20 protein-coding genes are annotated in these 23,708 nt (G+C 45.0%); 16 read left to right on the forward strand and 4 right to left on the reverse strand.

The window, feature by feature from the left end:
* Positions 1–71 precede the first annotated feature (71 nt).
* Genes E5329_RS22605 through E5329_RS22615 form a run of 3 tightly spaced genes read right to left on the reverse strand, consistent with a single transcriptional unit; the run spans position 72 to position 3,669 of the window.
* Complete coding sequence (locus E5329_RS22605) at positions 72–1,376, reverse strand: hypothetical protein (RefSeq protein WP_135991574.1); 1,305 nt, start codon at positions 1,374–1,376, stop codon at positions 72–74.
* A 12-nt stretch (positions 1,377–1,388) separates the two neighbouring features.
* Positions 1,389–2,528 (reverse strand): DNA cytosine methyltransferase, encoded by a 1,140-nt coding sequence (locus tag E5329_RS22610; RefSeq protein ID WP_135991575.1) that lies wholly within the window; start codon positions 2,526–2,528, stop codon positions 1,389–1,391.
* 4 nt (positions 2,529–2,532) lie between these two features.
* Positions 2,533–3,669, reverse strand: coding sequence for a DNA cytosine methyltransferase (locus E5329_RS22615; protein ID WP_135991576.1), 1,137 nt, complete (start codon positions 3,667–3,669; stop codon positions 2,533–2,535).
* Positions 3,670–4,126: 457 nt separating this feature from the next.
* Here E5329_RS22615 and E5329_RS22620 point away from each other — a divergent pair, with 457 nt between their 5' ends.
* The 8 genes from E5329_RS22620 to E5329_RS22650 all read left to right on the forward strand — a co-directional run bounded on the left by E5329_RS22620 (position 4,127) and on the right by E5329_RS22650 (position 11,072).
* Positions 4,127–4,846: a DUF6033 family protein gene (locus tag E5329_RS22620; RefSeq protein WP_135991577.1), complete on the forward strand. Its 720-nt coding sequence runs from the start codon at positions 4,127–4,129 to the stop codon at positions 4,844–4,846.
* Positions 4,847–5,464: 618 nt separating this feature from the next.
* A complete protein-coding gene (locus E5329_RS22625) occupies positions 5,465–5,716 on the forward strand; it encodes a hypothetical protein (protein ID WP_135991578.1) in 252 nt (83 codons plus the stop codon).
* A complete protein-coding gene (locus E5329_RS30955) occupies positions 5,695–6,030 on the forward strand; it encodes a glycoside hydrolase family 3 N-terminal domain-containing protein (RefSeq protein WP_275443626.1) in 336 nt (111 codons plus the stop codon). Before E5329_RS22625 ends, E5329_RS30955 begins: the two co-directional genes overlap by 22 nt.
* Before the next feature lie 47 nt (positions 6,031–6,077).
* Positions 6,078–6,572: a glycoside hydrolase family 3 N-terminal domain-containing protein gene (locus tag E5329_RS30960; protein WP_275443627.1), complete on the forward strand. Its 495-nt coding sequence runs from the start codon at positions 6,078–6,080 to the stop codon at positions 6,570–6,572.
* A gap of 283 nt (positions 6,573–6,855) precedes the next feature.
* Complete coding sequence (locus E5329_RS22635; RefSeq protein WP_135991579.1) at positions 6,856–8,037, forward strand: iron-containing alcohol dehydrogenase; 1,182 nt, start codon at positions 6,856–6,858, stop codon at positions 8,035–8,037.
* 196 nt (positions 8,038–8,233) lie between these two features.
* Positions 8,234–9,019, forward strand: a complete 786-nt coding sequence (locus E5329_RS22640; protein WP_135991580.1) for a PepSY domain-containing protein — start codon at positions 8,234–8,236, stop codon at positions 9,017–9,019.
* Positions 9,020–9,075: 56 nt separating this feature from the next.
* Complete coding sequence (locus E5329_RS22645; RefSeq protein ID WP_135991581.1) at positions 9,076–9,723, forward strand: endonuclease III domain-containing protein; 648 nt, start codon at positions 9,076–9,078, stop codon at positions 9,721–9,723.
* A 107-nt stretch (positions 9,724–9,830) separates the two neighbouring features.
* A complete protein-coding gene (locus E5329_RS22650; RefSeq protein ID WP_135991582.1) occupies positions 9,831–11,072 on the forward strand; it encodes a DUF1015 domain-containing protein in 1,242 nt (413 codons plus the stop codon).
* On the opposite strand, the gene pdxR is transcribed toward E5329_RS22650, so the two are convergent.
* Complete coding sequence (pdxR, locus tag E5329_RS22655; RefSeq protein ID WP_135991583.1) at positions 11,050–12,483, reverse strand: MocR-like pyridoxine biosynthesis transcription factor PdxR; 1,434 nt, start codon at positions 12,481–12,483, stop codon at positions 11,050–11,052. The genes E5329_RS22650 and pdxR overlap by 23 nt on opposite strands.
* A 229-nt stretch (positions 12,484–12,712) precedes the next feature.
* Here pdxR and E5329_RS22660 point away from each other — a divergent pair, with 229 nt between their 5' ends.
* The 8 genes from E5329_RS22660 to E5329_RS22695 all read left to right on the forward strand — a co-directional run bounded on the left by E5329_RS22660 (position 12,713) and on the right by E5329_RS22695 (position 23,580).
* Entirely contained in the window at positions 12,713–13,324 is a 612-nt protein-coding gene (locus E5329_RS22660) for a GTP pyrophosphokinase (protein WP_135991584.1), read from the forward strand.
* Positions 13,325–13,461: 137 nt separating this feature from the next.
* Positions 13,462–15,195: a methyl-accepting chemotaxis protein gene (locus E5329_RS22665; RefSeq protein ID WP_168356732.1), complete on the forward strand. Its 1,734-nt coding sequence runs from the start codon at positions 13,462–13,464 to the stop codon at positions 15,193–15,195.
* Between the two features lie 274 nt (positions 15,196–15,469).
* Complete coding sequence (locus E5329_RS22670; protein ID WP_135991586.1) at positions 15,470–17,098, forward strand: response regulator transcription factor; 1,629 nt, start codon at positions 15,470–15,472, stop codon at positions 17,096–17,098.
* Positions 17,095–18,513, forward strand: a complete 1,419-nt coding sequence (locus E5329_RS22675; RefSeq protein WP_135991587.1) for a sensor histidine kinase — start codon at positions 17,095–17,097, stop codon at positions 18,511–18,513. The genes E5329_RS22670 and E5329_RS22675 overlap by 4 nt, the downstream gene beginning before the upstream one ends.
* 184 nt (positions 18,514–18,697) lie before the next feature.
* Entirely contained in the window at positions 18,698–19,831 is a 1,134-nt protein-coding gene (locus E5329_RS22680) for an ABC transporter substrate-binding protein (protein ID WP_135991588.1), read from the forward strand.
* A 155-nt stretch (positions 19,832–19,986) separates the two neighbouring features.
* The gene (locus tag E5329_RS22685) at positions 19,987–21,507 is read left to right on the forward strand and encodes a sugar ABC transporter ATP-binding protein (RefSeq protein ID WP_135991589.1); all 1,521 of its coding nucleotides are present in this window, start codon (positions 19,987–19,989) and stop codon (positions 21,505–21,507) included.
* The gene (locus E5329_RS22690; RefSeq protein ID WP_135991590.1) at positions 21,500–22,561 is read left to right on the forward strand and encodes an ABC transporter permease; all 1,062 of its coding nucleotides are present in this window, start codon (positions 21,500–21,502) and stop codon (positions 22,559–22,561) included. The genes E5329_RS22685 and E5329_RS22690 overlap by 8 nt, the downstream gene beginning before the upstream one ends.
* Positions 22,558–23,580, forward strand: a complete 1,023-nt coding sequence (locus E5329_RS22695) for an ABC transporter permease subunit (RefSeq protein ID WP_168356733.1) — start codon at positions 22,558–22,560, stop codon at positions 23,578–23,580. Before E5329_RS22690 ends, E5329_RS22695 begins: the two co-directional genes overlap by 4 nt.
* Positions 23,581–23,708: the final 128 nt, after the last annotated feature.

A 23,708-nucleotide genomic window follows, 5' to 3' on the forward strand; every position in this document is an offset into this window, starting at 1 on the left:
ATTTCTAAAGTTCAAATCGCTGTAGCCCGTATAAATACTGGGGTTACAGCGATTTGTTGTCCATATAACTGTTAAAAACAGGCGCCTTCTCGTGATGTACGGATAGAGATGATTGCATCAGAATATGTCTCCTTGCCATTGAGCAAGGAATATACCAGATAGTCTTGTTCAATAGTTGTTAAATATCTTAGTTCCAATAACGCTTTTATAATCAAGTATGCAGGTAAAATATCAAGATTGGATTTACCAGGCACACTAAGCTGCATCTCATAATTATCATAGTTTATCAATTCTTTTACCGCTTCCGCAATTCTGATATTTACTGATGATTCATCCGCTGCTTTTAATGCTGCAACTAACTCTTTTTCTTTCTTTTTATTAATTGCGTATTGTTTCTTTATAGCTATTTCATAATTACAACCAGTTTTCTTCAATGTTTCTACAAGATAACCATAGTATGCAGCAAGATGAGTTATTTGACGATCTACAAATAGTACTTGATCACCGACAAATATGTTTTGCTGATCTATATCAGCACATGCTTGTTGAAAATGGTCCGAGGCAATATGTTTTATGTTTTCATCATTGATTTTAAAGGGTTTATAGATGAAGCCTGGTTCCGCAATTCCCATATTAATATCCTTAGAATTGGTATCTTCTATATCATCAAACTTATCTATGTTATAAACTTTCAATTTTTGTAATCTATCAGAAAAGTGTTCCATCACTTCCGGATGTAACACAACCTTCTGATTATTATCATTGCTTTTCTTTAAGAATTCCCATCTTAACATTGCCAGAGCAGGTTTCCAATCTTTATAATCGCTGGCCTCTGCGGGAATTGCCAGCCCGTCGGAATTTCTTGCCTGTATAATGTCTGATAATGATTCATAATAGTTCCGGCAGTTGTCATTCATAGCCCAAACCAGATATGCGTATTCATTGGCTGTGCAATACCCTGCATCTAATATGCATTTTATAAGAAGAGCTGGCGGTTCAATATCAGAATCGCTGGATATGCATCCCGCATTATTCCTTCCGAACACTATCTTTTCAAGGGCTTCCATTATGAGCCTCTGTTTAGCCAGACGATCCCCGGAGAGAATCGCCTCATACATCCTTTTGCCGGATTCTGTGATCCTTCTTTCCGTGACACGTCCTCCGTTTGAGATTTTACTTTCTATGAAGCCAAAATATGCTGGTATTTGCGCTTTTTTAGGATAGGAGGATGGATATTGTTCCGTTCCGATCAGACGCGTAAGCTGTTGTTTAAAATCAGCTCCTTTTACCCAATCATTTGCTTCATAGTGGATTTTAAGAACTGCATTCATTTCATAGACATCAGCGCTATGTTTTGGAATTACTATTTTACTCATAATACTGCCTTCCTACAGAAAGGATAATAATGGCTTTATCAACATCTGTACAAGCCTGGATGGAATTCCTTCCCCTATCACTTTTCTGATAAAATTTTCATCAGCCCAGTGGGGGATTGGCCAATCTAACGGCAATGACATAACAATAAGTAATTCATAAATTGTCAATACACGTGGGTCTGAATATAAAATTTCTCCATTTTTATCCTTATATTCTCTTCCCGGATGAACACATGCCAAGGATGAAATCACGCCATTATTTTGTGTAATTGTTCTGCAAGGCATGTCCCATTTTAATCTCCTATAATGATTATGATGAGCAACTACAGGAATGCCTCCTTCTTTTTGAGGATAATATACCTCATTGTAAATGGCAGATTTGCCAGTTGGCGTATGCATCATCCATTCCACCTGTTTCCAGGAATGTTTCGGCGGATAGTGCCATTTTGATATTTTTAAGCCTTTTTCTTTTTTTTCCAAAAAATCCGGAAACTTTTCAAGTGTTAGATTCATTCCTTCCCGCAGTAAAGGATCCAGAGAAGGCAGATCTCCGATGGCTTCATAAAGAGTAATCTCTTTTTGTTTTTCCGGGAACTCCCAAATATATGGCAAATCTGATCTTACCAACATGAAGATATTACGTTCCCGCAACTGGGGTATGCCATAATCTTTTGCCATCACTAAAGTGTCTGAATTAAACCTGTAATATGGAGATAATTCTCGTTTTATATATTCTGGTATCAGCAAGATTTCATTCTGATATCTGATTTTTGTCGTTAATTGTTTGGGCACGTTTTCTAAAAATACAAACTTTGGCATTACTTTTTTAATTACATCAACTGCGTAAAAGATTAATTGATTCCTGGGATCAAACTCCAATCTAAGACCAGCTTCACTCATGCCCTGACAAGGAGGAGTTGCCATGACAAAGTCGACTTCTTCCTTGATAGCTTCTCTGACAATAGACTCTCTTGTTTTTTCCTCTGTAATATCACCGCAAATCATATGGGCGTCTGGATAGACATCCTGATAAAAACGCGCTCTTTTTGGGTCGATTTCATTTGCAATTTTAATATCAATGCCTAAATCTTGCATATACGCTTCTGCTATTCCCACATTTGCAAATAGCGAAAGGCCTTTCAGTTTTCCCATTTTGTTAAACTCCTTCCATTAATTTCAGAAAAACTTTTTTTACAAAAAGAGGCGGGATGCCTTCGCCAATTATCCTTCTCAAGAAAGCTTCTGAAGTTGTAAGCGGAACAGGCCAGTCTGGCGGTAAACTCATAATAATCATAAGCTCATATAATGTGAGTGTCCTTGCATCGGAATAGATGCATTCTCCGTTGTCGTCCATATATTCTATCCGGCCTGGATGCACATTGTTTTGCGAAGAGATTTTTCTGTTATCCATAGTCACAGTATAGGCAGGAGCATTCCATTTCTGGCGGGAATATGTATTATGGTATCCTTTTACTGGTTTCCCATTCTCTTTCACAGGAAAATAAACAGGATTGTCAAATGCGCTGCATCCCGTTGGCGTATGCTGCATAGCCACAATCTGTCTTTTGATATGATGGGGCGGATTATGCCATGGAGATATCTTCAACGCCTGCTCTTTCCGCGTCTCATAAAGAGGAAAGAATTGGTTTCTTTCTTCTTCTGAAAGATCTTTCACAAAGGGATCCAGCATTGGAAGTGAACCAATCGCATCTTCCATGGTTACTAGTTTCTCTTCTTTCTCAGGTAAATCCCACTGTTTCTTTTCTGTGAATTGGCTTAATAACAACAAGGCCCGCTCCCTCATTTGCGGAACTCCATAATCTTTCGTGTCAATGATATATGGGTTTATTGCATATTCGTTCCCCAGTTCACGTTTAATAAGATCCGGAATTAATATTTTTTCCCCGTCAACATTGATAGAAGTGTTCAAAAACAATGGCACATTTTCAATTAATACATATTTAGGATGAATTTTTTTTACTGCATCCAACACATAACATATTAACTTATTTCTCTCGTCGTCATTATCTTGCTGTCCGGCAGTGCTCATACCTTGACATGGCGGCGTTGCCATTATTATTTCAACTCCGCGTTTCTTGCTTTCTTCAACAATTGCGGACATCGTTTTTTCTTCTGTAATGTCCCCACAAATCATCTTTGTCATAGGGTAAATTTCAGAATAAAGTTTTGCCCGTCTTTCAATCAGTTCGTTGGCGACAACAACATCCATTCCAATATCGTGAAGATATGCCTCAGCCACTCCTATATTAGCAAACAAAGATAACACCTTCATTGTTCCAGTCCACCTTTTCTTTTTGTGTTAACCAAAATTGGGAATATGATTTTACGGCTATATTGTAACATATACGGAGAAAAGGCGTCTAGTATTTGACGCCTTTTCTCCATAATAAACGGTAGACCCTCTCGTTTATAAAACAGACAGATTCTTTCCAAATTCTGAAGATTTCCTGCAGCCAGCATCGTTATAGTAAACAGATTTTACATGGTAAAAGTTCAAGGAGGCAAATGAAGCTGCAAGTTAAGCAATCATGCTGTATTTAAGGTAATAGATATTTCAATGACAGGCATAGAAGCGTCTGATTTTCAATAAGTGGGATTGGAAGAAAAAGAAGTTGCGTCTGTCCGTTTGCCGGAATGGCTAATCAATCACGCCATACCTGCCGATAAAATAGAAAAGGCAGTTTGCGGCCAGAAATGGATTTCAAATTAAGATCAAGGAGGACAAACATATGGTACAGATAGGCGCTTATCAGCAGGTAAACAATTATTACAGCAGCCAGAAAGTGGATCAGAGAACCAAGTATCAGGCAGACAAATCCCAGTCCGCAGGATATGCAGATAAGAAGAAAGAGTCAGGTCTTTCCCAAAAGGCCCAGGACGTATTGAAACAGCTCAGAAGCAAATATAGTGATATGGATTTCATGGTGCTGGACAAAGGGGATGACGCAAAATCAATGCTTTCTAAAGGAACCAAAGAGTTTTCCGTGCTATTTTCCAGTGAGGAATTGGAGAAAATGGCTTCCGATGAAACATACATGGAAGAGAAAATCAAAGGCATGGAAGGCGCAGTCCGTATGTCCAAAGAGATTAATCAGAAGTTTGGATATGAGCAGGCGTTGGGGATAGCAGGAACGAAGGATACAGAGATTACCAGAATTGGTATAGAATTTAAGGATGACGGTTCCACTAGCTTTTTTGCAGAATTGGAGAAATCAGGTGAGAAGCAGAGGGAGCGCATTGAGGAAGCCAGAGATGCAAAGCGCACCGAGAACCAGAGGAACCGTAATGAAATTGGATCTTATTCTAAGAATGGCAGAACGGTGAAACGCGCTACAGTAAAGGCAAACAGCATGGAAGAGCTTCTGAAGGAAATCAAAGGGGTAGACTGGGAGAAGATCCGGGCGGAGAATGCGTCGGGAATCGGCGGAAAATATGATTTCAGCATTTGACGGCAGAAGTTAAGGCAGAGGTGCATTTCTAAGGAGGAGGGCAAGCTGCGGATGGCTGCTCCTGCAGACAATTTATAGAATAAAATAGAAGATGCAGGGCTTCAGTGAAAAAACAAACTTGTTAGAAAAAAGTTTGTTTTTTTGTATATTTAGGCAAAAGAAATAGCTAAAATGAAATTGGCATTATGAAAGAGCAGAGCGCTTTTTTGATAATTTTTCTAAATCTGCAATGGATGCAGCCAAACAGTTAAAATTATTTTAGAGAGGAGAAAAGAAATGCCAAAATTATTTGCGACTACTAACCAGGCAGTTAGTGAAACAGAAATATGGAACGTTCCAGAAAAATAGCTTCTCAAGGGATGGTATTGCTGGAGAATAATGGCATATTGCCTTTGAAAGAGAGGGGAAAAATTGCCTTATTTGGCAACGGAGGCAGAAATACCGTCAAAGATTTGACGCCTTTGGAATAGAGCCTGCCTATCCGTTCGGTTTTGGACGGTCTTATACGGAATTTTCTGTAAAGGTCATTGCGGCAGAAGCAGATGAAGCATCGGTACAGGTGAAGGTACTGGAGAGGCTTCTTTAGATGAACTTATTGTTCAGCTTACTGTAGAGCAGATGGCAGAGCTGTGCATAGGCGCTGCCAGAGGCGGTTTTGGAAGCGATTCCGTGATTGGAGCTGCCTCTGCCGTCTGTCCAGGCGCTGCTGGGGATACTACCTCTTCGATGCTGTCTGAGAGAAATATCCGCAATATTATTCTGGATGACGGGCCGGCAGGTTTGCGTCTGTCCAGGCATTTTGCGGCGGATGCCCAGGGGAATCCCATTGCAGGAACAGGAGATGCGCAATGCCTGGTATGGATGAGTTAAAAGATGTGATGGGTATGGCTGCAGATAACCCGGTGATTCCGGATGATGCAGTAACCTACTATCAGTATTGCACGGCCATTCCTATTGCCACATTACTGGCGCAGACTTGGGATCCAGAGGCTATTGCAGAAGCAGGGGATATTGTGGGGGAAAAGATGAATGAACTGGGCGTGACACTGTGGCTGGCGCCTGGTATGAACATTCAGCGTAATCCTCTTTGCGGACGTAATTTTGAATATTATTCAGAAGATCCCTATATTTCCGGCGTTTGCGCGGCTGCGGCTACGCTGGGAGTGCAAACGCATCCTGCATAGGCACTGTGATCAAGCATTTTGCTTTTAACAATCAGGAAGATAACAGAATGCATGTAAACGCACATGTGGGCAAGCGTGCGGCCCGGGAAATTTATCTGAAAGGTTTTGAGATTGCTGTAAGATATGCACAGCCTATGTCCATTATGAGTTCTTATAATTTGATCAATGGAACGCACACAGCCAACAGCAGTGATCTGCTGACGGCGATAGCCCGTGATGAATGGGGATTTGAAGGATTTGTGATGACGGACTGGGGAACTACTGGCGGAATGGAGATGAATCCTGGAAATATCTGTAAATATGGGGTTTCCAATGCCGCTGCCTGCATCAAAGCGGGCAATGATCTGACGATGCCTGGCAGTCAGGAGGATGTGGATGAAATCATCCGATCAGTAGGAGCAGAGGAAGGAAGTGTTATCTGTCCGATTTCTCTGGGAGATTTGCAGGCATGTGCGAAACGTATTTTAAAAATTATCCTGCAAAGCTCTGCTTATGAAAATTCTGTGCCTTATGCCGCTTCTGCAGGGAAAGGGAAACTGTGAGAGCAATGGTTTGAAACAGAGCGGTTTTAAGGCGTTCAGCAGGAAAGCAGGCAGCAAGTAGTTTGGCAAATTTTTAACAATTTAATAAAATTTTAACTGTTGATTTGCAGAAGGTTATGTTATAATGAAAGACATAGGGCAAGTTGTTGAAAACCTTGAGTGGTACAGACAGCATTACAGAGAGCAAAAGGTGCTGAACGGATACAGCAGAGAGAGGATTTGAACAGTTCCATGATAAAAAGGTTGCTATTATCATTAATATAAAGAAAAGGAGAAGAAGAACATGGCAAGATTTACATTACCAAGAGATGTGTATCACGGAAAGGGGTGCTTGGAGGAGCTTAAGAATTTAAAGGGGAAGAAAGCAATCCTCGTAGTGGGCGGCGGTTCCATGAAGCGTCAGGGGTTTCTGGATAAAGCGGTAAATTACCTGAAGGAAGCCGGAATGGAAGTTGAGGTTTTCGAAGGCGTAGAGCCGGATCCTTCTGTGGAGACCGTTATGAAGGGCGCGGAAGCGATGCGCAAATTTGAGCCTGACTGGATTGTATCTATGGGCGGCGGTTCTCCCATTGACGCTGCCAAGGCTATGTGGGCCTTTTATGAGTATCCGGAAACAACCTTTGAGGATCTGTGCATCCCCTTTAATTTCCCGGAACTGAGACAGAAGGCGAAATTCTGTGCAATTCCTTCCACCTCAGGAACGGCTACAGAAGTTACTGCATTCTCTGTGATTACCAATTATCAGACAGGTGTGAAATATCCTTTGGCTGACTTTAATATTACGCCTGACGTTGCAATTGTAGATCCGGATCTGGTAGAGGGGCTTCCGGCAAAACAGGTTGCATATACCGGAATGGATGCTTTGACTCATGCCATTGAAGCATATGTTTCCACTTTGAACTGTTCATTTACTGATCCGCTTGCACTGCAGGCAATTGAGATGGTTCTGGATTATCTGCCGGCGTCTTACAATTCCAATATGGCAGCAAGAGAGCAGATGCATTATGCACAGTGTTTGGCTGGAATGGCATTTTCCAATGCGCTTTTGGGAATCGTGCATTCTATGGCTCATAAGACAGGCGCTGCATTCTCCACTGGACATATTCCGCATGGATGCGCAAATGCGATTTATCTGCCGTATGTCATCAAGTACAATGCCAAAGATCCCGTAGCGGCAAAACGGTATGCTGAAATTGCGCGGAGAATGGGCTTAGAGGGAACCTCTGAGAAATCTCTGATTAACAGTCTCTGCGCTAAGATTGACGATTTTAATGTGAAGCTTAATATTCCTAAGACTTTGAAAGAATTCGGAATCAATGAAGAGGAATTCAAAGAGAAGATTGCCGGAATTGCAGAGCGTGCAGTAGGGGATGCATGTACAGGCTCCAATCCGAGGGAAATTGATCCGGCTACCATGGAGAAATTGTTTACCTGTACATATTATGGAACAGAAGTTGATTTCTAAGACATAATTTCTATGGAAATCTCCGGCTTTTATTAAGTAAGGATGGCCATGCGGCCTGCCTCATTAAGGATTTTTCAGCAGGATATATCCTGTATTATGATCCTTAATGAGGCATTTTTATTTTCGTTCTTGAATCACAGGCAGTTTTTTTGTACAATGAGAAAGTAAAAATAATTGTGGAAAGGAAGCAAAGATTATGAAGAAATCCATTGGTTACAAAAGCAAAGCTTATCGTCTCACATTGGCAGTGATGATGTCATTGGCGCTCCTTTTATTGAGCGGGTGCGGAAATGGAAAGGTTCAGGATAAGAACTCCTCACAGGAAAACCAGACGTCTGGGGAACAGAATCAATTGACTGGTCAGCAAGAGCAGAATACAGGAGAGCAGAGTCAGCCCAACAGCCAACAGGATCAGACGTCCGGGGAACAGAATCAGTCTCAAGGAGGGCAGGATCAGAATGCCGGGGAACAGAATCAGCCCCAAGGAGAGCAGACACAGCCAGAGCAGCAGACCCAAGCCGGGAGTCAGGGGAATTCTGCCAATCAGCCTGGAATCGGAATAGAGGAGGCAAAGGAAGCTGCTCTGCAGCACGCAGGACTGACGGCGGCAGAAGTAACTTTTGTGAAGGAAGAGATGGATTATGAGCATGGCAAAACCGAATATGACATTGAGTTTGTTTCAGCCACCACCAGGTATCAATATGAGATAAGCGGGGAGGACGGGGCTGTTTTGGAAAGCTCTCAGGAAGCAATCGGACAGATTCCGGGAAATATCCAGGGAGTGATTTCCGTGGAGGAGGCCAAAACGGCTGTGTTAAACCATGCGGGATTTACGGCTGATCAGGTGGCTTATACCAAGATTGAGCTGGAGCAGGAGCATGGAGGAGCGGAATACGAAATAGATTTTTATGCGGATGGCAAAGAATACAGCAGTAAGGTGGATGCTGTGACAGGGGCAATTCTGGAATATGAACTGGACTGACAGCGTTCGCTGAAGAAACAAAAAGAGGGCGGCAAAGCCGCGAGAAGGGAAGGAAAATGACGAAAGAAGAGCTGGCCCTTGCTGTCATTGAGCGGCTGAAAGCGGAATATCCTGATGCGGGATGTACGTTGGATTATAATCAGGCGTGGAAGCTTTTGGTAAGCGTCCGTCTGGCCGCGCAGTGCACCGACGCAAGGGTAAATGTGGTGGTGCAGGATCTTTATGCCAAATATCCGGATATAGAGTCACTGGCGGATGCGTCGGTAGAGGCCATTGAGGCCATTGTAAGGCCCTGCGGATTAGGCCGGAGTAAGGCCAGGGATATCAGCGGATGCATGAAGATGATAAAAGAGAAATATGACGGCAGGGTTCCCGATGACTTTGACGCGCTGTTAAAGCTGCCAGGAGTAGGCAGAAAAAGCGCCAATCTGATTATGGGAGATGTGTTCGGCAAGCCTGCCATTGTAACAGACACCCACTGTATCCGTCTGGTAAACCGGATGGGATTGGTAGACAATATAAAAGATCCTAAGAAAGTAGAAATGGCCTTGTGGAAGCTGATACCGCCGGAGGAGGGCAGTGATTTCTGTCACCGTCTGGTGTATCACGGCAGGGATGTTTGCACGGCAAGAACCAGCCCCCATTGTGAAGTCTGCTGTGTCAGTGACCTTTGTGCCAAAAACGGCGTGTCCCTGGCGGAATAAGGCTGTGGGCAGGCAGCTAACTGACAGGGAATCGTCTGCCGCCGATGGAATGAGGATATTAGAGACAAGTGGCAGGAAGAGAAAAACAAGAAAGTGAGGAAATACGGATGGCAGTAATCAAACCATTTTGTGCAGTCAGGCCCAATGGGGCAAAAGCAGATAAGATAGCAGCCCTTCCCTATGATGTATATAACAGGGAAGAGGCAAAGGCTGAGGTGGAGAAGAATCCAGAAAGTTTTCTAAAGATAGACCGGGCAGAGACTCAGTTTCCGGATACTGTGGATACTTACGATCCCAGGGTGTACCAGAAAGCCCATGATACCCTCTGGGAGATGGTGGAAAAGGGTTCCTTCCTTCGGGAAGAGAAGAAATGCTATTATATTTATACCTTAACGATGGATGGCAGAACTCAGACTGGAATTACTGCCTGCGCTTCCATTGATGATTATGAAACAGGCGTGATTAAAAAACATGAAAATACCAGGGCTGAGAAGGAACAGGACAGAATTAATCATGTAAATATCTGCAGCGCCCAGACCGGGCCGATATTTTTGGCTTACCGTTCCAATCCGGTGATCAATGAAGTAGTAGCTCAGGTGCAGAAAGAGGAACCGCTCTACGATTTTACTGCAGAAGATAAGGTGCGCCACAGTGTCTGGATGATTTCAAAAGAAGAGCAGATTACGGCAGTGGAGGAAGCGTTTGCAGGAATAGGGGAAATCTATATTGCAGACGGGCATCACCGTGCAGCTTCCGCAGTGCGGGTAGGACAGATGAGGAGAAAAGAACATCCCAATTATACAGGAGAAGAGGAATTTAATTATTTTTTATCGGTATTGTTTCCGGATGAACAGCTGATGATTATGGATTATAATCGGGTAGTCAAAGACTTAAACGGAATGTCGGAAGAAGAATTTCTGGTCAAGGCGTCGGAGATTTTTGAAGTAGAGGAAGTCGGAAAAGAACCAGTGCGTCCAGAGAAGAAAGGCGATTTTTCCATGTATCTGAAAGGGAGCTGGTATCGGTGTGCGATCCGCCCGGAGGATCAGCCAGACGATCCGGTGGAGGGGCTGGATGTATCCATTTTGCAAAATAAGCTGCTGGCCCCGGTGCTTGGCATTCAGGATCCCAAAACAGACAGCCGGATTGATTTTGTAGGGGGAATCCGGGGGCTGAAAGAGCTGGAGCGCAGATGCAGCCTGGATTGCGCGGCAGCATTTGCCATGTTTCCCACCTCCATTCAGGAGTTGTTTGCAGTGGCAGACGCAGGCCGCCTGATGCCGCCCAAGTCCACTTGGTTTGAGCCGAAGCTGCGCAGCGGACTGTTTATTCATGAGCTGGAGCAGTAGCCTCTGCTTCCCCAAAAACCTGGCAGAGTCTTGCAATGGCTTCCTCCATGTGATCCGGATGAATAGCGGAATAATTCATAATAAATGTATGCTGTCCATAAGCAGGCTCTTTACTATAGTACTGGGACAGGGAAGCAATGCGAAGCCCTTTTGCTCTGGCTTTTTGCAGGATCAGGTCATCTGGAACAGAGGCGTCAACATGCATGAGAAAATGCAACCCGGCGTCTTCTTCCGTAATTGTGATGCGGGAGGAGAGGGGGCTGTTTTTTAGGCAGTCTAAAAGCAGATCCCGCTGGCTGTGGTAGAAGTTGCGCATTCGGTTGATGTGGCGTTCAAAATGGCCGTCCTGCAGAAAGCGGGTCAGGGTATATTGTTCAAAATTTGATACCGTACAGGAGTAAAATCCCATATTTTGATGAAACCGTTCCATCAGATGCGCAGGAAGGGCCATATAGCTGATGCGGATGGTGGAAGCAAGGGTTTTCGTAAAGGTATTCATGTAAATCACTTTTTCCATAACGTCAATACTCTGGAGAGAAGGAATGGGTTTTCCCATAAACCGGAACTCACAGTCATAGTCATCCTCAATAATATATCGTTCCTCTGATTCTGCAGCCCAGCCAAGGAGCTCATACCTGCGGCTGACGGGGGTAATTACCCCGGTTGGAAAATGGTGGGACGGAGAAATATGTACAATATCTGCATCCAGTTCCCGCAGTTTTTGGATATTGATTCCCTGTCCGTCCATAGGAATGTGACGGCAGGCAACCCGGTGGCTTTTGTAGATGGAGGATATTTTCTGATATCCGGGATCTTCCACTCCGTAAATTTTCTGAAATCCCAGCAGCTGAATCAGAATTCCATAGAGGTATTCCGTTCCTGCTCCTACGATAATCTGCTCCGGGTGCACTGTCATTCCCCGAAACTCTTTTAAATGTCTGACAATGGCCTGGCGCAGGGGGAAGATGCCGCCGCTGGGAGAGTTTTTCATCAGGGCAAATCTGTCGTCTCCGATCACTTCCCGCATGAGCTTGGTCCATATGGAAAATGGAAAGGTATCCGGATGGGTCTGGCTGCTGGTGAAATCTGCAAAGCAGGGCTCTTCTTCCGGTTCTAAAGCAGTCTCAGGCGGAGCAGATACAGGAAAGGAAGGTCTTGGAATACTAGTGGAAATATCTGCGGTATAATATCCTTTTTTGGGAATAGAATAGATGTAACCCTCTGCCAAAAGCTGTCCGTAAGCGTTTTCCACGGTAATGGCGCTGATGTTCAAATGCCGGGCAAAGCTGCGCTTGGAGGGAAGACGGTCCCCAGGGGCCAGCACGCCGGTTAATATATCGTTTTTGATGCATTGATACAGGTATTCATAAAGGCTCATGGAACCTATTTCTGAGAAAGAATAAGTAAGCATAAGAAAATCTCCAATCTGGCCATTTTAAAAATATTAAAAATGGATGTTTATGTAATGTCACTATTATAAGAAAAGGAGAGGGATTTGTAAACCGCTTGTTTCAAAATTACGGAGAAACCATTGCGCAGAGAAAGTTAATATTCGGAGGAAAGATAATCATGCCATCGGGATATACTATGCATAAGATGATAGGATATGAAGTCAGGATATAGTATGTTTGGAGGAAACTATGGAGCTAAAGGATTTCTTACAGCAGGAGGAATTTCTCGTCAAATGCCAATGGGGCATAAGTCTGATCAGCGCCCGGCTGCAGATGATCAATGCGGAGCTTGGCATGCGCTGCGGGCGGGAGGTGATTCACAGATATTCCAGCAGAATCAAATCTTATGAAAGCATTGCTGCGAAGCTCAGGAAAAAAGGAGTGGAAGAAAGCGTTCAGTCCATGGAGGAATATGTGAATGATGTGGTGGGAATTCGGGCAGTCTGCACCTATACGGATGATTTATACCGGATTGGGGAAATGCTTTGCGCCCAGCAGGATATTCACCTGATCAAGAAAAAAGATTATATCAGGCATCCCAAAAAGAGCGGATATCGCAGTCTGCATCTGATTTTTCAGGTGCCGGTTTCTTTTCAGGAAGAGACCCGATGGGTGAAAATCGAAGTACAGCTCAGAACCGGCGCCATGGATTATTGGGCGGGTCTGGATTATCAGCTCCAGTACAAAAAAGAAAACCGCAAAGCGAAAAATATTGGCAGGGAACTGAAAGCATATGCCAATGCAATTGAACAGATTGACAGTAAAGTATTGGAATTGCGAAAGAGGATTGAGGCAATATAATGCCAGATTTCTGCAATTTTATGCGAATAATGCACAAAAACTGTGATTCTCTGTTGAATTGTGTATCCTGGGCCGTTATAATGAAAACAATGGCTGAAAGGAGTATTTTCGTGTAACGGGAAAGGGAGGGAATGACGGTGAGTAATAAAACGAAGCACAAAAAAAAGATAACATTCGGCATTATGCAGAAAATCCTTGCAATTGCTTTTGTGCCGCTGTTGTCTCTGGCAGTGATTATAGCGGCGTTTTCTGCAAAGACCATAAGGACGGGAATGCAGGATGAAGCGGTAGCGAGACTGAGAGATATCACGATAGGGGTAGAGCAGCTTTTGCTTGCTGCAGACGAAGGGGATTTTCATCTGGAGACCAATGGCATGTATAGAGGCCAGCATAATATTGCAGACAATTTGCCTGCGTTTGAAGCGTTTTGTGCCGCCACCAACATTGAAATCACTGTTTGCTGGGGAGATACCCGTATGGTGACGACTTTGAAGGAGGAAAGCACAGGGGACAGTCTGGCAGGAAGCAAGGTGTCAGAACAGGTGTCCCAGAAGGTGCTGAAAGACGGGCTGGAATATGTAGATAAAGACATTGTAATTAATGGAGAACCCTTTTTTTGCTGTTACATACCGCTGAAAAATAATGACGGAACGATTGTAGGAATGATTTTTGCAGGAGAGCACGGCAGCGGTATCGAGGATTATATCGATCATGAATTGTGGCAGACCACCGGAATTAATGTGGCGGTAATTCTTTTATCCAGTGCAGTGATTCTCTATTTTTCATGGACCTTGTCCAAAGCAGTGCGCAAAGAAGAAGAGATCATAGAGAAGCTGGCAGAAGGAAGCCTGAATCTTGAAGTGGATGAGAAACTGCTGAGACGGCGGGATGAGTTGGGCAGCATCGCGCGGGCATTGTATAATCTGATACACAGTTTGTCAGAGATTATCAGCCATATTCAGGAGTCAGCCGATCATTTGATGCATTCCGGCCAGTCTTTGGATGAGATGGCAGAGCGGGTGAATGCCAATGCGGCAGAAATCAATAAGGCTGTAGAGGACATATCTGCAGGGGCTGTTACCCAGGCGGAAGAGATTGAGACGGCTTCGGGGCAGATTGTGGATATGGGGAATGTCATTGAAAATATTGTGAGTGATGTGGATAAACTGAATGTGGCTTCCGGAAATATGAAGCAGGCGGGGGATACCTCCGCCGTTATCATGCAGGATTTGGTTTCTTCTACTGCCCGGGCCAATGAAGCCATTCGCAGAATCGGCAGCCAGATTTACGCCACCAATGAGTCCGCCCAGAAAATCCGTGCAGCCGTGGATATTATTACTTCCATTGCCAGCGAGACATCCCTGCTGTCTTTGAATGCCAGCATTGAGGCGGCAAGGGCAGGGGAATTCGGCAAAGGATTTGCAGTGGTGGCGTCGGAGATTCAAAAACTGGCAGAGGAATCCAGCACTTCGGCTCAGACTATTACAGATGTGATTAATTCCCTGCTGGCAGATTCGGAAATGACGGTGAAGATTATGCTGGAGGCAGAAGAGATCATCAAAGAACAGAAAGAGAAGCTGGATGCTACTCAGAGTAATTTCGCAGATGTGGCCGCAGGTATCAGCAGTTCCAGAGAAGATGCGTCTATGATAGAGAAACGGACCCGGGTTTGCGATTCTTCCAGAAAAACAGTTGTGGATGTGATCAGCAATCTGTCTGCCCTGTCTCAGGAAAATGCAGCTTCCGCCCAGGAGACGACCGCTTCCATGGAAGAGCTGAACGCAACCATTCAGCTGCTGGCAGACGCAGCCAACAGCCTGAGAGGGATTTCAGACCAGATGGAAGAAGAGATGGGGTTCTTTAAACTGTAGCTTGCAGTCCATAGAAGGGGCTGTCGGGAAATGAATTTTATTCACAATATATGGTTGTGTTATCGAAAGAATACAATCTATATTGTGAGAAATCTGTCATTTCCCGGCAGCTCCTTTTATTTTTCAGAACAAAATCAAAGGAAAGAACAGTTGCATTTCAGAAATTTTCTGACTATAATTGAGGATAATTTGACATTGTTCCTGAATGTTGTTCCTGAACCTTAGGTCTGGCTGCGAGAACAGAAGGGAGCGTTCAGAGACGGGAGGATGAGAGATGGTAAAGGTATTTTTAGTAGAGGATGAGATTGTGATACGGGAGAATATCTGCCAGATGGTTCCATGGGCAGAATATGGATTTGAATTGTGCGGAGAAGCAGGAGACGGGGAAATGGCTCTTCCCATGATACGGCAGAAGAATCCGGATGTATTGATTACGGATATCCGAATGCCCTTTATGGACGGGTTGGAGCTGAGTAAAATTGTCAGAAAAGAGCTGCCGGAGACGAAGATTGTAATAATCAGTGGATATGACGATTTTAATTATGCTAGGACGGCAATTACTATCGGGGTGGAGCAGTATCTGCTGAAGCCGGTGAGCCGGCAGGATTTTGTGGAAGTACTGGAAAAATTAAGAGGGCGGTTTGAAGAGGAAAACGCCCAGCGGGATTATTATGAGAAATTTGAAAAAGACATGCAGCAGTACGAGCAGTATTCCAGAAGAGATTTTTTTGAAAAGCTGGTTTCCGGCCAGTACAGCCTGGATGAAATTTACGATCACGCCCGGATGCTCCAGATTGATCTGACGGCTTCTGCCTATAATATTATTCTAATCAGCATGAATCGGAAAGAACCGAGGGAACTGTGGGCAGACACTTATTCCCAGAAGGATGCTGACGTATGGGAAAAGGTGGAACTTTTTATCCAGGATCGGGAAGAATATCTTATGTTCCGCCATCAGGCGTTCAGCTATGCGGTTCTGGTGAAGGGCAATGGAGAAAATATTGAGGAGCTTACCAATGCCTGTGCGCTGTACATCAAAAGCCTGTTCGGAGAAAGCGACAGCAGGCTGCTCTGGTTTCTGGCTTCCGGCAAACCAGTGGAGCGGCTGAGCCTGCTGCCGGAAAGCTATGAAAGCGCAATGAAGGTATTTACCCTGCGCCATACCAGGCCGGATCATTACATGAACTATCACCAGACTGACACAGGAGAGATGGAAGAAAATGATAATGTAAATCTGCAGGATGTGGATGCGGAGGCCATGAATACAGAAGTCATACATACCTTTCTGGGCAATGGGCTGTTGGAAGAGACCAGGAGCTTTGTTGAGGATTACTTTTCCATGATCGGAATCTCTGCTCTGGAATCCAGAATGTTCCGTCAGTATGTAATTTTGAATATCCATTTCTGCACGGTATCCTTTATACAGAAGATGGGGTATGGGAAAGAAGTGCTCCAGATGGATTTGGGGCTGGAAGGAAACTGGGAACATCCGGTAGAAGCGGCAAAAGATACGGCAGAGGCAGTTTTGAGAAAGGGAATTGAGCTGCGGGATGAAAGCAGCAGGAGCCGTTACCGGACGGTGATAGGGACAGCCCTCAATTTTATCAATGAAAATTATATGGATGCAGATATGTCGTTGAATCAGGCGGCCTGTGCGGCAAACGTCAGCGCCAATCATTTCAGTGCGTTGTTCAGCCAGGAAATGAACCAGACCTTTATTGAATATCTGACAGAACTGCGCATGAAGAAGGCCAAAGAGCTTCTGCGCTGTACTGATATGCGTTCCGGTCAGATTGCACTGGAAATCGGTTACAAAGATTCTCATTATTTCAGCTTCCTGTTTAAGAAAACCCAGGGCTGTACGCCCAGTGACTACCGGAGGCAGAGAGAGGAGGGAAAATGAGGCAGTTGTTAGAACAAATGAACTTAAACCAGAAGCTCCGGTATATTATTCTGAGCGTGGTGATTCCGCTGGTGGTGTGTATCGGCATTTCTCTCGGGCTGCTGGGGGCGTATTCCAGGGAATATCAGGAAATTACCAGGAATATTCAGATAGCCTGTGAATTTGATTTGGAGTTTAAGTCTAACATTGATTTGGAGATGTACTACTTTAGTGTGAGAAGCAGAAATCAGACCGGCCTTCCCATGGAGGAAATGGATGAGGCTATGAGGGTGATTAATGCCTTAACAGATAATACCCGGGATAAGGAAGGAAATGAGAGCATTCAAAGCGTGGCGGCGTACTGCCATACGCTGGAAGAGAAGATGAAGCAGATGGAGGAAACCGACAGTTATGATGAGCGTCAGGATCAGCTTGAGAAAAATATTTATCTTCTCACCAGGCTGGTGCAGGAGGAAATGCGCCGTTATATTTATTACGAGGGGAAATACATGTCCGGTCTTCAGGAACAAATGGCAAAGAATGTTTGGATCGTGATCGTGGTTGTGGCAATTTCTGTTGTAATCCTGGTTGGGTTGTTGTTATACAGTGCGTTCCGTTTTTCCAACCGGATCTCCAGAGCCGTGGGAAATCTCTGTGAAAATGTGAGCCTGGTGGGAGGCGGGAATTTTGACATACCGCTGATTGAGGAGCAGGACTATGAGCTTCAGCAGCTTTCCCAGGGAATAACCAGGATGGCAAACCAGATCGGCAATCTGCTGGAGGATGTGAAACGGGAGGAGCAGAGACAGCATATGATTCAGCTTCAGCTTCTTCAGGAGCAGGTGAACCCGCATTTTCTCTATAATACGCTGGATACCATCATGTGGCTGGTAGAGGCAGGGAAAACCCAGGACGCTATTTTTATGCTGAACCGGCTGTCGGTATTTTTCCGGGTCGCTCTTTCCACCGGGAAGGATATTATACGCTTAAAAGAAGAGGTGGCCCATACCAGGAGCTATATGGAGATTCAGCAGATCCGGTACCGGGATATTATGGATTATGAGATTATACTGCCGGAAGAATTGGAAGAGATCCGCCTGCCGAAGCTTACGATTCAGCCCTTGGTGGAAAATGCGCTGTACCATGGGGTAAAGGAAAAACGAGGGAAAAGCACCATACGCATCATTTGTACTGAAGAAGGAGAAGATGTGCAGATTATGGTAGAGGATAACGGCATTGGAATGAAGCCGGAACGGAAAGAGGAGTTGGAGCAGGCTTTGCGGGAAGGGAAGCGGGCAGGCTTCGGCCTTGCAGCAGTCCATGAGCGGATCAAACTGTATTCTGGTCCAGGCTATGGAGTGAAAATTTTGTCCGGATATGGAAAAGGGACCCGGATTGAGGTGCGTTTGTCGAAAGATATTCAACCGGAATCATAAGATAATTAACTTTTGGCTGGGAAAGGGGATAAAATTCCGTAAGAAATTGAACTCTATTCCGAAAAATCTCCATGGATTAATTAAGGGAATCTTTTTATAATATTAGATACAACAGGCAAGTGCTGAATGGGATTCAGAAGCTGCCGAAAATAATTGCAGCGATGCAAAATACAGGAGGTTTCTTATGAAGAAGAAAATCATTTCTATGTTACTTGTGGCGTGCATGGGCTTAAGCCTGGTAGCCTGCGGAAACAGCGGCGGAGGCAATGCACCGGCGAATAATGAGCCTGCAAAAGAGGATGCTGGAACAGATGACACAGAACCGGTTGACGACGGCGGGGCTGATGCAGAGGCGTCTAATGAGGGCGGTTCTTCTGACGGAGTGATTACAGTGGGATTTTCACAGGTAGGCGCTGAGTCTGACTGGCGTACCGCTAACTCTGAATCTATGAAATCCACTTTTTCCGAAGCAAACGGATACAAACTGATTTTTGACGATGCACAGCAGAAACAGGAGAATCAGCTGACAGCAATTCGTAACTTCATCAACCAGGAAGTAGATTATATTGTACTTGCACCTACCACAGAGACCGGTTGGGACACCGTTCTTCAAGAAGCAAAGGATGCCGGAATCCCAGTTATCATTGTTGACCGTATGGTAGACGTATCGGATGACAGCCTGTACAACTGCTATGTTGGCGGAAACTTTAAGTTAGAAGGCCAGAAGGCATGTGAATGGCTGAAAGCATATGCAGATGCAAAGGGGATCAATGAACTTAATATTGCACATATCCAGGGAACCATTGGAGCTTCTGCACAGATTGGACGTACCGAAGGTCTGGAAGAAGCAGCAGAGAAATATGGCTGGAATATTGTAGCACAGCAATCCGGTGAATTTACACAGGCAAAAGGACAGGAAGTTATGGAGTCCATGCTGAAACAGAACGACAATATCAACGTAGTATATTGCGAAAACGACAACGAAGCATTCGGCGCAATTGATGCCATCAAAGCAGCAGGAAAAACCGTTGGTCCGGATGGAGACATCCTTGTAATGTCCTTCGATACAGTAAAAGCTGGTATTGAAATGACAATGACAGGCGACATCATCTGCAATACGGAGTGCAATCCTCTTCACGGACCTCGTGTAGAAGAGCTGATTAAGAAAATGGAAGCTGGTGAAGAGCCAGAAAAAATCGCATATGTTGATGAAGGAATCTTCACATTCGGCGATGAAGTTGCATCTGTTTCTATTGATGGACAGGATTACGAAGTGACAAAAGTTACACAGGAAGTAATTGACGGACGTATGTATTAAGATTACGTAACAGGATAATTCCTGTTTGAGTAAGGAAGCGCGGCAGAGCAGACGGGGCATATCAGCCTGAATGATGCTGTCGCGCTTATCTTATGGAAAATTCCGGAAGAAATTCCGTTATTTTAAGAAAAAAGAGAAAGCGGGTGAGCCGAATTATGGGAGAAAATGTTGTATTGACGATGCGTGACGTATCAAAGACCTTTCCCGGCGTGAAGGCATTGCAGCATGTGGATTTTACCCTCCGCAAGGGCGAGATCCATGCGCTGATGGGGGAAAACGGTGCAGGAAAATCCACGTTGATTAAGGTGCTGACCGGGGTGCATGATTTTCAATCGGGGGAAATTAAGATGGAGGGCAGAGCGATAGTGAACAAATCGCCCCAGGATGCACAGAATAACGGAATCAGCACGGTGTATCAGGAGGTAAATCTCTGCCCGAACCTGACTGTTGCAGAGAATCTGTTTATCGGCAGAGAACCCCGCAAAATGGGAATGATTGACTGGAAAACTATGAACAGACGTTCCAATGAGCTTCTGCAGGAACTGGAAATCGGCGTAACTGCAACCCAGGCGCTGGAGGAATGTTCCCTTGCGATTCAGCAGATGATTGCCATTGCAAGAGCAGTGGATATGCAGTGTAAGGTTCTGATTCTGGATGAGCCGACTTCTTCTCTGGACGATGAGGAAGTAGAGAAGCTTTTTAAACTGATGAACCGGCTGAAATCCGAAGGGGTTGGAATTATTTTCGTTACCCATTTCCTGGAGCAGGTATATGCAGTCTGTGACCGGATTACCGTGCTTCGGAACGGAGAACTGGTAGGGGAATATGAGATTGAGAAGCTGCCCAGGGTAATGCTGGTAGCCAAGATGATGGGAAAAGATTTCGATGATCTGGCAGATATCAAGGGCGAGCACAAGCAGCAGAAGGATATGTCCTCAGCGCCGGTGATTGACGCAAAAGGACTGGGACATAAAGGAACCATCAAGCCCTTTGATTTTGACATCCGCAAAGGCGAGGTGGTTGGTCTTACAGGACTGTTAGGCTCTGGACGTTCCGAGCTGGTACGCGCCATTTATGGCGCTGATAAAGCAGACAGCGGCACATTGAAGGTGAACGGAAAAGAAGTGAAAATCAACATGCCTCTGGATGCAATGAAAGCCGGCATGGCGTATCTGCCGGAGGATCGGAAGAAGGAAGGAATTATTGCAGACTTGTCTGTGCGTGAAAACGTGATTATCGCAATGCAGGCGAAACGGGGAATGTTTAAGCTGATGAGCCGCAAGGAGATGGAAGATGCGGCAGATAAATTTATTGAGATGCTACAGGTGAAGACTGCAAGTCGTGAAACGCCCATTAAGAGTCTGTCCGGCGGAAACCAGCAGAAGGTCATTATCGGCAGGTGGCTGTTAACCAATCCGGATTTTCTGATTCTGGATGAGCCAACCCGCGGAATTGACATTGGAACGAAAACTGAGATTCAGAAACTGGTTCTGAATCTTGCAGATGAAGGCAAGGCAGTTACCTTTATTTCCTCAGAAGTAGAAGAAATGCTCCGCACCTGTTCAAAGATGAATGTGCTTCGTGACGGCGCAAAGGTAGGGGAGATTGAAGGAGACGACCTGAATCAGGAAACGATTATGAAGACCATTGCTGGAGGTGAGAGCGCCCATGAGTAAGGAAAAAGGATTTAACTGGAAACAGATGACCAGCCATCACCTGTTTATGCCCATTGTATGTCTGGTGATTGTATGTCTGGCAAATGTTATAAAATCTCCGGATTTTTTTAAGATTTCAATCAATGACAGCGGAGTGCTGTATGGTTCTGTCATTGATATTGTCAATCGAGCTTCTGAGCTTGTGATTCTGGCAATTGGGATGACGCTGGTGACAGCGGCTTCCGGCGGACAGGATATCAGCGTAGGGGCAATTATGGCAGTTGCAGCGGCAGTCTGCTGTCAGATTCTTTCCGGCGGCGAAGCCTCCACAAGCGCATACCAGAATCCCTTTATTCTGGCTGCTCTGGCTGGACTGGCTGCCTCTATACTCTGCGGAATGTTCAATGGATTTCTGGTGGCGAAGCTGAAGATTCAGCCTATGGTGGCCACGCTGATCCTCTATACGGCAGGCCGGGGTATCGCGCAGCTTGTAACCAAAGGCCAGATTACTTACGTGCGTGTGGATTCTTATAAGGTATTGGGCGGCTACATTGGCAAATGCCCCATTCCCACGCCGATTTTTGCGGCAATTATCAGCGTTGTGGTTGCATATCTGGTATTAAATAAAACAGCCCTGGGACTTTATATTGAAAGTGTCGGCATCAATGGGGAAGCTTCCCGCCTGGTAGGCTTGAATTCCACCAGAATCAAATGGATGGCGTATGTGATCTGCGGATTTTTGGCAGGATTTGCAGGACTGGTAAACTCCAGCCGAATCTATTCGGCAGACGCCAACAACATCGGGCTGAATCTGGAAATGGACGCGATTCTTGCAGTGGCTCTGGGCGGAAACCTGTTAAGCGGCGGCAAGTTCAGCCTTGCAGGCTCCATTATCGGTGCATTTACCATTCAGGCTCTGACTACTACCCTGTTGTCTATGAACGTATCTGCAGACCAGATACCGGTATATAAGGCAATTGTAGTGGTGGTTATCGTAGTGCTGCAGAGTCCGGTATTTAAGAAACAGATGGCTGTCTGGAAGGTCAGAAAATCAGCGGAAGGAGGGCGTGCATAATGGAAAAGGCAAATAAGAAAAAATTGAGCAGCAGCGCCTTTTTGCTGATGACGACCATTATTTTGTTCGTGATCATGTATGTTGCAGGAATGATTATCTTTTATAATGCAGGTTTTGCAAAGCCTCAGATGTTTTTGAATCTTTTCGTATCCAATGCGGGACTTCTGGTGATTGGATGCGGAATGACAATTGTAATGATTACCGGAGGAATTGATATTTCCGTTGGTTCCGTTACGGCTCTGGTGTGTATGGTATGCGCTTATTCCATGGAGCGGATGGGAATGAACGCCTATGTGGCTGTGCTGCTTGCCCTTGCTATCGGCCTTGCGTTTGGCGTGGTGCAGGGATATCTGGTGGCTTATCTGGATATTCAGCCATTTATTGTAACCCTTGCAGGAATGTTTTTCGGCCGAGGTATGACAGCCATGGTAAGTACAGACATGATTGCAATTACCAATGAGACATTTTTGTCCTGGGCAAAGTTCCATATCAATCTTCCGTTCGGAACGCACAATTCCAAAGGAGAATATCTTCCGGCTTACATATATCCCACAGTAGTGATTGCTATTCTGGTGGTGATTCTGGTAAGCGTAATGCTGAAATACTCCAAGTTCGGCCGCAAGCTCTATGCCATCGGCGGAAATCAGCAGAGTGCATTGATGATGGGATTAAACGTGAGAAAAACCAAGTTCCAGGCTTATGTGCTGGCAGGATTTTTGTCAGGATTGGGCGGATTTCTATTCTGCTTAAACAGCTGTTCCGGATTCGTAGAGCAGGCAAAGGGGCTGGAAATGGATGCAATTTCCTCCGCAGTTATCGGCGGAACCCTCTTAAGCGGCGGCGTTGGTACGGCTGTGGGAACCTTGTTTGGCGTGCTGATTAAAGGAACGATTTCCAGTTTAATTACCACTCAGGGAACCTTGTCAAGCTGGTGGGTAAGAATTACCTTGTCTGCATTGCTGTGCTTCTTTATCGTGCTGCAGGCAGTGATCACAGGAATGAAGAAAAAGAACAAATAAGAGGGAAAATCCTGACAGCGCCCTCTTCGTGCTTGCATTTGGTGCGCAAAGCAGCCAAGTCCCTGATAAATGACAATGTCATTAACTTAAGGAATCTTTTACATTTGAATTGTAAAAGGTTCCTTTTT

Source organism: Petralouisia muris (genome assembly GCF_004793545.1).
GTDB lineage: Bacteria > Bacillota > Clostridia > Lachnospirales > Lachnospiraceae > Petralouisia > Petralouisia muris.